A 14,006-nucleotide genomic window follows, 5' to 3' on the forward strand; every position below is an offset into this window, starting at 1 on the left:
GAGAGCAGCGCTTTATCTAATCAACGGCCGATCGCTAGTCGATCGGCCGTTGATTTGTTTTACATGTAAATTAAAAAGGAAGCCTTCCAATCGAGCGAATACAAGTTATAATGAAGCGATTCTATTTTCGCTGCCATACTTGGAGGTTGTTTTATCGTTATGCTCGCAATCGCATCCGTTATTTTTCTTATTACGCTTCTTTTCGTGATTTGGCAGCCCCGCAACCTCGGGATCGGATGGTCCGCCTGCGGCGGCGCGCTGATCGCCCTGGCTTGCGGCGTTGTCGATTTCGCCGACATAGGCGACGTGACTCGCATCGTCTGGAATGCGACACTTACTTTTGTCGCGATCATCCTCATCTCGCTCGTGCTCGACGAGATCGGTTTTTTTGAATGGGCGGCGCTCCATGTTGCACGTGCGGCCAGAGGAAACGGCCGGATCATGTTCGTTTACGTCGTTCTGCTGGGCGCTGCGGTCTCTTTCTTTTTTGCAAACGACGGAGCCGCTCTTATTTTAACGCCCATCGTCCTTGCCATGGTCAGAGCGCTCAAGTTCGACGAACGCATGATCTTGCCCTTCGTGATGGCTAGCGGATTTATATCCGACACGGCCTCTCTTCCGCTCGTCATCAGCAACCTGGTGAACATCGTATCCTCCGATTTTTTCGGCATCGGTTTCGCGGAATACGCAGGCCGGATGGTCGTCCCCACGTTGTTCTCCGTCGGCGCCAGCTTGCTGGTTCTTTATTTGTACTATAGGAAAAGCATGCCGAAAGCGTACGATTGGACCCAGGCGAAACAGCCTGCAGAAGCCATCAAAGACATGCGCCTCTTCAAAATCTCATGGCTCGTGCTGTCCGTCCTCCTGATCGCCTATTTGCTCAGCGAGTTCATCGCCGTGCCGATATCGGCCATCGCCGGCGCCGCCGCAATCCTCTTTATTCTCATGGCCAGGCAGAGCCCGGAGATTCACACCGCCAGGCTTGTCAAGAGCGCGCCGTGGGCGATCGTTTTTTTCTCTGTCGGCATGTACGTCGTCGTATACGGACTGCGCAACGTCGGCTTGACCGACGAGCTGGGCGACGTCTTCGCATGGGTGGGCGAACAAGGCTTGTTCGCGGCCGCTATCGGCGCCGGCTTTATCGCCGCCATCCTGTCATCCGTCATGAACAATCTGCCGACGGTCATGATCAATGCGCTCGCCATTCAGGAGGCGCATTCCACCGGCCTCGTCCGCGAAGCGCTTATTTACGCCAATGTCATCGGCTCTGACCTCGGTCCCAAGATTACGCCGATCGGATCGCTGGCTACGCTGATCTGGCTCCACGTGCTTTCCGGCAAAGGCGTAAAAATCACCTGGGGCGCCTACTTTAAAACGGGTTTCGTCCTTACCGTCCCCGTCTTGTTCATCACGCTGTCGGGGCTGTATCTCTGGCTCAAAATCATCGGTTAAAGCGGCATCATTTCTGTACGCGTAAGGATTGTATCGGAGGATGCCGGCGACGAAAAGCCGCTCCCCCTTTTTTATAAGGAAGAGCGGCTTGCCGTTTTATTTCTGCCGGCTTACGGCGTAATGTCGACTTCGTATACGAGCGGCGGCCTGCCGAACTTATTGACCAGGATGTAGGCGCGGGCGCCGCCCCCATCGAGCGGCAAACGGTAAATTCCCGATCCCTGCGCGGTGGCGTTCACCCATTCCCATATGCCGCCCGGCTTCATCAGGTACACGCCGCCAATATAGGTGTCGGCGTAGCCTGCAACCGGAGACAGCATGATTGCCGTCGATCCCGCCGGCGCCTGGCTCAGCCAGCGCGTGGACCGGCCTGTATCCCTGGCAAACGCGACCGCAGTTCCGCCGGAGACGGCGGTTCCCGTTAAACTAAGCGAGTAACCACTCGGCTCGTCGTCTCCCTTATAAATATCGATGTCGTAAACGTCGACGACATTGCCGATCCCCAGTCGGCTCAAGCGGACGGTAATCCGGTTCCAGCCGTCGGACAGGCCGGCAAGATAGCCGCTGCCGTCATCGGCGATCGGCATGCCGCCCGACTCGACTTCAAAAGTGCTGTAGGGATCGGCCGCTTGGAGCTGAAGACGGATCTGGCCGGTGCCTGCCGGCACCGCTGCAACATAAGCTTTCATTCCAGCCATGAATACCGGTGTCGTCGTACCGTCCGATATCGCTTGCGGCGTATACAAAGACAAGGAATTGATATACAGCTTGATTTGAACCGTATAGCTTGTCGTCGCTCCCCCGCCTTCACTTCGCGTATATTCGAGCTGTATCCGATTCTCGCCATACTTGAGATTCGTCAGGGCTGCGGTACCCGCGGCGGCAATCAGGTCGACGTTATGAGTCGCGCCCAGGCTGTCGCCATAATTCAAATTCGCGGTCTGAACGGAATTGTCGAAGCTGTAGGTCAAATCGATGACGTCAGGCATCACGTCGACGTACTTGGCGAAGACGAAAGTATTGGACCCGGGCGGAGACTCCCCCATGTAGAACGGGTCTACCGGGGTGCCGTTCGTTGCCAGATTCCATTGATCCAGTCCGGCCAGCGTTGGAGCCGGTTGCTTAACGAGTATGGACACGGTGGCAGGCCTGGAGATGTCCGTCCCGTTAGTGACCGTATAATCGAAGGTTACGAGGCCTTGCGCATCTGCCGCGGCTTGATACTGGAATGTCCCGTCCGGGTTCAGCGCGAGCGAGCCGAACGAAGGTCCGCTTCCCGCGACCGTGGCGTAGGTGAGCGGCAGCCCGGCTGGATCGCTGCCTGTCAGCCGATCGATTAAAGGTTGTCCCGCGACGTTATTCCAACTGGCCGGCTGGGCCATGATTACCTTTTTGACGGTCCAGCTATAGATGCTCGATGCCGATTGATCGGCGGAGCGCAATCGGAATTCGATGGCGGTATCGCCATTCGCGCTTAGCGGTATCGTATACCTGGCGTTCGAATCCGGCAACACGCTTTGATTGGTGTCCATTCGATAGACGGACAAGTAACGCCAGTAATTATCGTTTTCCGGAAATGAAATCGTAAACGTGACGCTGGACTGCGCGACCGCAACTTCCGAGTTCATGCGCAGATTGGCATCCGGAGCCAAAAACGCGCCGGGCGAACCGTTCTCGTACAACCGGATGCCGCCAAGCGCCGCGCTTCCGCCGCTGCCAAGCGGGATCCGATCGAGCACCAGCGTATAGTCTGCCGTCGCGCCGCTTTGAGAACGAATCGTCACGCGCAGCTCGTTTATATCGGATGTCAGCGATACTGGCGCCGCATCTCCGAAATCATAGGAGGAACCGCCTAAGATAAGCTTGGAACTGCTGTCTCCGGGCCAGAAATTAAGCAGCCCCTCCGTCATCGCGGCGGGAACGGTCACCTTGAACTTGCCGTCCTGTTCGAGTGCCGCAAAGAAGTTACGCTGGCCGTCCATGCTTTTGATCGACAGACTCGATAGGTTCGTATTCAACGACAGCCGCTTGGCGTTCAGCATATAGGTTTTAATCTTGCCTCCCGCCGTGGCCGTAATGGCGATCGCGTTGTTGCCCGTCTGCAGCGGCAAGCTGAAGCGCCAGGAGAGCTCCGCCGCATCCGCCGTCGTCGTGCCGAGCAGCGCGGGCGTTGCCGAAACGGGCGTGCCATTCACCTGAATGACAGGAGCTTCGTTAGCTTTTAGCGTCAGTTCAATGGAAGCAATATCGCCGGGCACGCTGAAAGGCGTCGACAGGCTGCCGCTTGCGAAATCGATCTGCCGGCTGCCTGGGCCGATGGCGATGTCCGCTACGCCGAGCAGCTCCCTCGTTATCGATACGGTATAATGAAGCGTCGTCGAGCGGTCCGGCGACATAACTTGAATATCGATGACGTTCGTGCCATAGTCCAGCGATACGGTCCTGCCCCCGCTTGAGAGCGATTCCCCGTTCACGGCGATTGCCGCAGCCGAATCCAGCGCGACAGGCCTAATATCTACGCTCGCTACGCCGGCGTTAACGGCAGCCGAGTAAGACAGCTGACTTTGCATGAAGGCAGGACTGAGCGCAGCGCCGGATACATCCAATGAAGCGAGCTTCGCTTCGGATGACGGGGTCGGCGTCGCCGCAGGCGTTGCTACCGGTGCGGAAGGCATCGTCCGATTCAAAATTTTGTCCGTCTGGAACTGCTGCTTCTGCGATTCGTTCAGCTGCGACAGCAGCGCGGCTTCGGCCTTCGCCTGCGCTTCCTCCGCCGCTTTTTTGTTGGCGGCCTGCTGCGCAAGCTTCGCTTGCTCGATCGCCTGCAGCCGTTCCGCAAGCTTGCCCTGAAGCGATTTGAGCTTCGCCGCGTCGGTCTCGGTCTGTTTTTTGACAGCTTCGGCCTCCTGCTCCAAGGCTGCTGCTTGCTTCTCTTTGTCCGCTTCCGTCAACTGCAATTCCTTCTTGTCGAGATTAAACGTCGTGCGTCCTTCCGTCTCGATCTGCTTGAGCTGGGCGAGGTCGATCTTTTTTTGCTCCAGCGCCTGCTTGGCGAAGATGCCGGACAGATCAAGCGTATTCTGCCTGAACCGGGCCAGATCCTCGGCAGACGCGCCAAGCGCGGCAGGCAGCTTGTCCTGCGCAAACCGGCCGTACATCTCCAGGTTTTCATCGTCGATTTTTTGCTTGCTTCGAAGCAGCGAGGCGACCACGGCCGGCGGCATTCCCCGCACAAGCTCGCCGATATTCATCAGCATCGTCTGCTCCGGCACGGCGGCAGGGTCATCGCCCGAATGCACAGTAATCTCCTGTGTCGGATACAGGTTCAAGGTCGTATCTCCGGACGCCGTGCGTCCGATTTTCCCGAATTGAACGACGCCCGACAGTACGGCCGTCGTCGTCGAGCCCGACAAGGGATGGACGGACGCATAAAAAGCCGTGCCGCGCACGCCCATAACGGCCGTCGGCGTCTCTAGCCGGAAGTCGTCCTCCTTGCTCTTGATCGACTTCACATCCACCCAGGCCGTTCCCCTCAGCATGCTCACTTTGGTGACCGTTCCTTTTTTGTCGGACAGCTTCGAAAAGGAGAGCGTCGCGTTGTCGCCTACGCTGAGCAGATCGTCCTCGGACGTCCCGTTGGCGAACTGCAGCTCGGCAGCCCCGTCGCTTCCGGTCATGAGCTTATCCCCCTGGTTCAGGCTCAGCTTCGCGAATGCCTTGAACGTCTTGGCTCCGCCGGCCTTCTGCACCTGCACATCTCCGCTTAGCGATCTGATCACCGCAATGCGCGACGATGCGGCAGCGGCGCTAGACCCGCCGACCGGCACCGATACGGGCACCACGATCAGCAAAAATACGAGCGCAAAAATCCCCCAGCTGCGAATCATGGCTACACTCCCTTTAGATACGAAAAAAGCGGCTTAATCTCATTCGCGCAAGCGAATGAGAATCTTGTCATAATTACTCGATTATAATCGAAAAATTGGAAAATCAGCTACAAAGACTTTTATGAAACATGAAAATCAATTAGGTCTCCTTCAACCTCGATAAAATTTATGTTTGAACGAACAATTCTCCTTCTCATCCTTCATATAGTTCAAATAATGCGCAATGCGCGGCGGCAATCGCGCATGGTCATCGCTTATGGGACGGAGAGGAGGTGTTCGCAATTCCGCTTATCGTCCGGGCGACCTTCAACGCGACGGGCGCCATAACGTTCACCGGCAACACGCTCGGGCTCAGCCGCTCGGATACGGCAGGCGTCCCGGGTACGCTGGACAGCATCGGGGCTTTTACGACAACGAGCTCCGCTTCGCAGTACGGTACTTATCCGGTTGGCACGACAAGCAATTATCTGGTCAACAGTTCTGCCGCCGTTCTCGTTCTCCCCGCCGGAAGTTCCGTGCTGTATGCGGAACTAATCTGGGGCGGCACTTATGTCAACGGGTCGGTCAACCTGACCTCGGCCATCAACAACCCGGTCAGCTTGACGACGCCGACAGGCACGTTCAGCGTCTCGCCCGACGCCGCCACAGCCAACTCAGTCGATCTTGGCAACGGCGCGTTAGCTTACGTGCGCTCGAGCAATGTCACTTCGCTTATTCAAGCGGGAGGCGCGGGTACTTACGCGACCGCCGGCGTTGTCGGCACGATCGTCATTCCTAGCGACTCGACGGCCAACCACGCGGGCTGGACGCTTGGCGTCATCTACCAGAATCCGACGCTTCCCTTCCGCAATCTGTCGCTCCGGGCCGGCGCCGTACTCGTGCAGGCGTCGTCGGGTCCTGTCAATACGACGCTCACCGGCTTCGCTACGCCCGTCTCGGGCGCGCTCGGCGGGAGGGCGCTGTTTAGCGCGCAGGAAGGCGATGCGAACCGGACCGGCGATCAGGCGCTGTTCGGTCCGACTGCCTCCTCCCTCGTCGCCTTGTCCGGGCCGAACAATTTCGCGACGAATTTTTTTGCGTCGCAGATCAACAACGACCTCGGACAGCTGAATACGACAGGCACTTTCGGCACGCGAAATCAGACCAACGGGACGCCCGGCACGAACATCGTAGGCGGCCGCCAGGGCTGGGATATCACGAACGTCGACATATCCGCGCGCCTAGTGAACAATCAGTCGTCGGCCGTGCTCAGCCTGACGACGTCCGGCGACGCCTATGTCTTGAACGGCAACGCCATCCAGGTCGACATCAACGCGCCGATCATCACGGTGTCCAAAAGCTCGAACGTGACGGGGCCGATCGTAGGCGATACCGTGACGTATTCTGTAACCGTCAGCAACTCCGGTACAGCCAGCGCGGCAAGCGTCGTGCTCACCGACGCCCTGTCGCCCGGCGCGACCTTCGTCGCGGGCAGCGTCGTCGTGGCGGGCGTCTCGCGCCCGACCTTCGACATTACGACCGGCGTATCGCTCGGGTCGCTGACGTTCGGCACTTCGATTACGACGACCTACCAGGCAAAAGTTACTTCGCTGCCAAGTCCGCAGCAGTTGACGAACGTCGCCAATGCAGCCTTTACGTTCCAGAGCGTTGCCGGCGGTTCGGTCATAACGGGCGTCATTCCGTCGAATTCATACACGATCCCCGTGTATTCGCCGGTGCTCACGATGACCAAAACTGCGAGCACGGCCAATGCGACCGTCGGCAGTCTGGTGACATACACAGTCTCGATCGCGAACTCGGGCAATGCCGCCGCGACCACGACGTTTTTTGACAATATCCCGGCCGGCACGGCTTACGAACCGAACACCTTCCGCCTGAACGGAACCATCGTTCCGGGCGCGAATCCGGCGACGGGCGTCCCGATCGGTACGATTGGAGCAGGCGCTACAACTTCAGTCAGCTTTCAGGTGCGCGTGAACGCGCTGCCCGCCCAGTCGCAGCTTGTCAATCAAGCGACGTCAACGTATACGTTTCAGCCGCCCGATCTTCGAACCGTATCGGGCTCCGCAGCCTCCAATACGGTTACCGTTCCGGTGAGGCTGCCGAACGTATCCGTCGTCAAAAGCGCGAGTCTAACGGACGTTGCCGTAGGCGAGACGCTGACCTATACGTCGGTCGTCGCCAATAACGGCACGGAAGCGATTGCGAACGCGATTCTCTCCGATGCCGTCCCTGCCGGCACTTCGTTTGTAGCGGGGAGCGTGGTCATAGGCGGCACTTCGAGTCCGTCCGCTTCTCCTGCCAGCGGCATCGCGCTCGGCACCATAGCAGCCGGTGCCTCGGTCACCGTGACCTTCCAGGCAAGGGTCTCCTCGCTGCCGAGTCCGGCGCAGCTGAACAACCAGTCGTCCGTCTCCTACAGCTCCGGTACGTTCAACGGTCAATCGCTGTCCAACACGACGACGACACCGGTGTACCAGCCGATCGTTACAGTTGCCAAAAGCGCGGACCGCGCGAACGCCACGGTCGGCGATACGATTCTGTATACGCTGAATGTTGCGAATTCAGGTAACATTGCAGCCGCCCAGGTGACGCTGACCGATAATATACCGGCAGGCTCGACCTTTGTTGCAGGCAGCGTCACCGTGGGCGGCGTCGCGCAGCCTGCCGCTTCGCCGCTGGCGGGAATACCGCTCGGCACGGTCGGGATCGGCGGCTCCGTGTCCGTAACATTCCGTACGCTGCTTAACTCGCTCCCGTCTCCGCCGACGCTGGTGGATCAGGGCGCCGTTGGCTATACGTACCAGCTGCCCAGCGGGCGTACGCTGAACGGCACGGCGGTATCCAATACGCTGACGATCGGCGCCTCAGCGCCGAACGTCTCCGTAACGAAATCGGCGAACCTCTCGAACGCAGCGGTTGGCGATACGGTCGTCTACACGATCGTCACCGCGAACAACGGTATCGAGCCTGTGACGAACGTCATTTTGACCGATCCCGTCCCGACAGGCGCCTCCTTCGTGCCTGGGAGTCTAACCATCAATGGCGTGTCGTCGCCGTCCGCGAATCCGTTCGCAGGCGTTCCGCTCGGCACTGTGAGTCCCGGCTCCCCGGTCACCGTCGTTTTCCGGGCGACCGTCGTCTCGCTGCCGAATCCGGCCCAGCTGTCCAATCAGGCGACCGTCGGCTTCACGTCAGGCGCCTTCCAGAGCACTTCGGCTTCCGCCCCTGCCGTCACCGCCGTATTCCAGGCCGCGCTGTCCATGGCGAAGACCGCCAGTGCGACGCAAACGACCGTCGGGGATACGTTCACCTACTTCATAACGGTCGCCAATTCCGGCAATACCGCGGCACAAACGACGATCACCGATGTTTTGCCTGCCAGCGTTACTTTTCAAACGAACAGCGTCATCGTCGGGGATATACCGACGCCTGGCGTCAGTCCTGCCACCGGCATCCCGCTGACCGTCGGCGCCGGTCAGACCGTCGTCGTCAGCTTCGTCGTTACGATCAACGCGCTGCCGCCTTCTCAACGCCTGGACAATCAAGCCTCCGCTTCGTACACATACACGCTGCCCGGCGGCAGGCAAATTCCCGGCTCGGCCGTATCCAATGTATCGTCCGTACCCGTCTCCGCGCCGGATGTGCGCGTCGTCAAAGCTGTCGCGCCGGCATCGGGCATCGTCGGCGATACGCTGACGTTCAGCGCCGTCGTCACCAACAACGGGATCACTGCGGTGAACAATGTTGTTTTCAGCGACCCGCTTCCGGCAAACGTCTCGTTCGTGTCCGGAAGCGTGTTTGTAGGCGGCGCCGCGAGGCCGCTCGCGAATCCGACATCCGGCATTTTAATCGGAGCCTTGGCCCCCGGCGCTTCGGCTACCGTCACATTCGAGGTGAAAATCACGATGGCGATACCGTCTCAAATCACAAATCAATCGACGGTCAGCTTCACGTCCGGCGTCTTCTCGGGCACGTCGGCTTCGAATACGACCGTCACGCCTGTGTATCAGCCGCAGATCGCGCTCGTCAAAAGCGCAAATACGAGCAATGCGACCGTAGGCGATACGATCGTCTATACGATAAACGTGTCCAATTCAGGCAATTTCGGCGCAAGCGTCACCGTCACCGACACGATCCCCGCAGGCACCACCTTCTCGCCGAACAGCGTCATCGTTGGCGGCGTCCCGCAGCCCGGCGCTACGCCGACCACGCCTATCCCGCTCGGTATCGTGGTGCCCGGTCAGACCGTCGTCGTCACCTTCGCCGTCGTCGTCACGTCTCTGCCGTCTCCGCAGCAGCTGTCGAATACGGCCTCCGCCGTACTTACTTACGTGCCGCCGGACGGACGCACGATTACGCAGAACGTGACATCCAATACCGTCACGTTCCCCGTGTCCGCCCCAAATGTAGCCGTCTCTAAAGCGACGCCTTCGACGGCCGTCGCCCTCGGAGATACGGTCACGTATACGGTGACCGTACTGAACAGCGGCATCGCAGCGGTTACTAACGTGCTGTTCACGGATCCAACACCCGCCGGCACGGCATTCGTGCCGGGCAGCGTTCTCGTGAACGGCGTTCCCGCTCCCGCGGCGATACCGTCGGGCGGCATTCAGCTCGGCACGATCGCGCCGAGCGGCACCTCGACGGTCGTTTTCAGCGTCAATGTCGTCTCGGTGCCAAGTCCCGCCCAGATCGGCAACCAGGCGTCCGTCAGCTTCTCTTCCGGCGCTTTCTCGGGCACGACTTTTTCCAATACGGTCGTAACGCCCGTCTTCCAGCCGACGATCTCGGCGGTAAAATCGGCCAGCACGGCCAATGCGACGGTGGGCGATACCGTAACTTATTCGCTCGCGGTGTCGAACACGGGCAACTATCCCGCGACGACAACCTTGACGGACAATGTGCCGGCAGGCACCATTTTCGTGCCGAACAGCGTCATCATCGACGGCTTTCCGATCCCTGGCTCGGATCCTTCGACCGGTATCGCGCTTGGCCCGATCGAAGCGGGCGGCACCCGCACGGTCATGTTTTCCGTTGTCGTCAACACGCTTCCGTCTCCGCAGCAGCTCGTTAACCAGGGAACGGCCACGTATTCATTTACGCTGCCCGATTCGCGCACGCTGACGGGATCCGTCCCCTCCAATACGGTTACGATTCCGGTGTCCGCGCCCAATGTCGCGGTCTCCAAGAGCACCACGACCACGACGACGACGCTCGGCGATACTGTTACCTACACGACTGTCATTGCGAACAACGGGATAGCCAGCGTTAACAACGTCATCTTCACCGATCCGATTCCGGCAGGCACGGCATTTGTGCCCGGCTCCCTGACGGTGGACGGCGTCGCGCGTCCCGCCGCGAACCCGGCGACGGGTATCAGCATTGCGACAATCGCCCCCGGCGCGACGTCCACGGTGGCATTTAACGTAACGGTCACGTCGCTGCCGCAGACGCAGACGCTGTCCAACCAGTCGACGGTGACGTTCACGTCCGGCGCCTTTTCCGGCGTTACTTTTTCGAATACCGTCACGACGCCGGTCTATATCCCGATCCTGTCCGCGGTCAAGACCGCCAACACCTCAAGCGCTACGGTCGGCGATACGGTCGCCTATACGATCACGCTAACGAACGCGGGGAACTATCCGGCCAACGTTACGGTAACGGACAACATTCCCGCAGGAACGACGCTCGTGCCGAACAGCGTACTGATCAACGGGCAGCCGGCCGCAGGCGAGGACCCCTCTGCAGGCGTCCTCGTGCCTGGCGTCTCCACGACGGCAACGGTCACGTTCTCTGTCGTCATCGGTTCGCTGCCGCCCGGTCAGCTGCTGTCTAACCAGGCTTCCTCGACCTACGCCTATACGCTTCCCGACGGACGCGCGTTCGGCGGTGCGTTCCTTTCGAACCTGCTCGTCGTGCCGGTCAGCGCGCCGAATGTCGGCGTGACGAAAACCGCTTCGGCGACCGATGCCGTCGTCGGCGACAATCTCGTCTATACCGTAGTCGTTCAGAACAACGGCATCGAAAACGTCAACAATGTGCTGCTGAGCGATCCGACGCCAGCCGGCGCTGTCTTCGTCCCCGGCAGCGTGACTGTCGACGGCGTGCCGCGGGCGAACGCGAATCCGCAAGCCGGCATCTCTCTCGGATCGATCGCGCCAGGCGCCACGGTAACCGTCGCATATACGATCAATGTTACGTCGCTGCCTGTTCCCAACACCCTCAGCAACCAGGCATCCGTGAGCTTCACCTCCGGCGCGTTCTCTGCGACAACGTTCTCCAATACGGTCGTAACACCCGTATTCCAGCCGATTATAGGCATGCTGAAGTCCGCGAATACGACGAACGCGACCGTAGGCGATACGGTCCTCTACAGCATCAATATTACGAATACCGGCAACTTGGCTGCCGATCTGACAGTGACCGATTCGATTCCAGCGGGAACGGCCTTCGTACCGAATAGCGTCCAGGTAAACGGCGTGCCGCAGCCGGGTGTTGATCCGTCGAACGGTGTCCCCGTCGGGCTTGTGCTTCCAGGCGCCAGCGTGAACGTGACCGTCAACCTCGAGGTTACGGTAGATGCGCTGCCTTCTCCGCAGCAGCTGTCCAATCAGGCGACGGCGACCTATACCTATTCGCCGCCGGACGGCCGCGTGCTCACGGGCAGCGCCGCATCGAATACGCTCGTCATTCCGGTGTCCTCGCCGGATGTCGTCGTCACCAAGAGCACGAACGCTGTAGACGCCATCGTAGGCGACGTCATCACGTATACGATCCTAGTCGAAAACAGCGGTATCGAGACCGTGAACAATGTCGTCATCGTCGATCAGGTCCCCGTAGGCACGGTATTCGTTAGCGGCAGCGTCACGGTCGACGGTATCGCACGGCCCGCCGCCAACCCGAATACGGGCATCGCGGTCGGCTCGATCGCGGCGGGCGCGACCGTCACCGTCACGTTCCAGGTCCAGGTCGTAACGGTATGACGCCCCTCCTGCCGGATCCGTATTTGCGCAACCAGTCGCATGTCCGGTTCACGTCGGGGTTTCATCCGTCCGTCACCTATTCCAACGTCGTTTCGATTCCGCTGTACGGCCCGGCGATCTCAGTCAGCAAGTCGACGGACGCAGCGAAGGCGGAACTCGGGTCCACGCTCGTATATCGCTTGCTCGTCGCCAACGCAGGCAACGCATCGGCCGACGTCGTGCTGTACGATCCGCTGCCTGCGGGTACATCCTTCGTCTCGAACTCGGTTCTGCTCGACGGCATGCCGCTGCCAGGCGCGGATCCCCCTGCAGGGATCCCGCTCGGCAGCCTCGCGCCCGGCGGGCAAGTCGCCGTATCGTTGCAGCTCATCGTGACGGCGATCCCCGAATCGCGCGCGATCTCGAACCGGGCTCGCGCCGAGTTCGCCTTTGCGACCCCGGAGGGCCGAATCTCTCGCGGCAAGGCGGAATCCAACGAAGTGACCGTACCCGTAATCGGCGTCAAGGTGTCGGCGATGATTCGCACCAGATGGAGCCAGACGTTCGCTGGCGACGTCGTCTACTATGATATCGTCGTAGTGAACGAAGGCTCGGATCCGGTCACAGGCGTCCAAGTCGCCGCGACGCTCCCGCAGGGCCTGACCTTCCTGACCGGCAGCGTCACGGTCGACGATGTCCGTGCGCCAGGCGCTTCGCCGTTGACGGATATCGCGATCGGGACCATTGCAGCGGGCGGTTCTGCGGTCGTTTCGTTTGCCGGGCAGGTCGGTGATCTGCCCGACGGCAGCGTCCTGCAGGTGAATGCGCTAGTCTCCTATTCGGCGTCGGGGCAGTCTTATTCGACGGGCACGAACACGGCTTCCGTCGTCGTCGTCAAGCCGGAGGTGGCGCTGACATTGACGGCAAGCCCAGGTCAGGCGGCGCCCGGCGACTCGATTACGTATACGCTGGTCGCTTACAACGCCTCGCGGATCGCGATCGAAGCGACGCTTCAGGATCTATTGCCGGGCGGACTGACCTTTATCGCCGGGAGCGTGATCGTCGGCGGTATATCTGCCGCTTCAGCTTCGCCCGCTTCGGGTATCGGGCTTGGCACGATCGGCCCGGGCGGCAGCGTGACCGTCACTTTTCAAGCCAGCTTACCACAGCTCGCGAACGGTGCCGATCCGCTGCCCTCTTATACGAATCAGGCACAGCTTATTTATGCGTATCGACTGAACGACGGCCGCGCGGTGCGTGCGGTCGCCGCATCCGACACCGTCGTCACCACGATCGTTTCGCCTTTGATCGTCATCAAGGTGACTGCCGATCCCGCGGAAGTGTTCCCGGGTGACGAGATCTTTTTCCGCGCCGAGGTAAAAAACGACGGCAATGCGGCAGCGTCTGTTGTCGTTGAAGGGCTCGTGCCTGCGGGAACCCGTCTCGCGGGTTACGGTATCAAGGTCGACGGTACGCCCGTCGCGATCTCGCTGGACGGATCGGCGGCGCTGGGAACGTTGGACCCGGATCAAACCAAACGGATCGGCTACCGCGTGACCGTTCCCGAGAATACGATACTGGAAATCATCGAAGGATTTTTGACGGCGAAGTTTACGTTTGCGCTGAACGGCCTGGCGCATGCGGGTGCGTCGCAATCGAACGAATACAGGGTGCAGGTCGAGGGGAGCGACGAATGAGCGCC

General features: G+C 60.1%; 4 protein-coding genes. 3 read left to right on the forward strand and 1 reads right to left on the reverse strand.

Annotation, left to right across the window (positions count from 1 at the left end):
* Window positions 1-159 precede the first annotated feature (159 nt).
* A complete protein-coding gene (locus KB449_RS13275; RefSeq protein WP_282908840.1) occupies window positions 160-1,452 on the forward strand; it encodes an arsenic transporter in 1,293 nt (430 codons plus the stop codon).
* A 110-nt stretch (window positions 1,453-1,562) separates the two neighbouring features.
* Here KB449_RS13275 and KB449_RS13280 read toward each other — a convergent pair whose 3' ends face one another.
* Window positions 1,563-5,339: a cadherin-like beta sandwich domain-containing protein gene (locus KB449_RS13280; protein ID WP_282908841.1), complete on the reverse strand. Its 3,777-nt coding sequence runs from the start codon at window positions 5,337-5,339 to the stop codon at window positions 1,563-1,565.
* A 272-nt stretch (window positions 5,340-5,611) separates the two neighbouring features.
* Between KB449_RS13280 and KB449_RS13285 the strand changes: the two genes are divergently transcribed.
* Together KB449_RS13285 and KB449_RS13290 are read left to right on the forward strand one after the other, a co-directional pair.
* Window positions 5,612-12,325 carry a DUF7507 domain-containing protein gene (locus tag KB449_RS13285; RefSeq protein ID WP_282908842.1) on the forward strand — a complete coding sequence of 2,238 codons (6,714 nt, stop codon included), beginning with the start codon at window positions 5,612-5,614 and terminating at the stop codon, window positions 12,323-12,325.
* The gene (locus KB449_RS13290) at window positions 12,322-14,001 is read left to right on the forward strand and encodes a hypothetical protein (RefSeq protein WP_282908843.1); all 1,680 of its coding nucleotides are present in this window, start codon (window positions 12,322-12,324) and stop codon (window positions 13,999-14,001) included. Before KB449_RS13285 ends, KB449_RS13290 begins: the two co-directional genes overlap by 4 nt.
* The last annotated feature ends 5 nt before the right edge of the window (window positions 14,002-14,006 follow it).

The organism is Cohnella hashimotonis, assembly GCF_030014955.1.
In the GTDB taxonomy this organism is placed as follows: Bacteria; Bacillota; Bacilli; order Paenibacillales; family Paenibacillaceae; genus Cohnella; species Cohnella hashimotonis.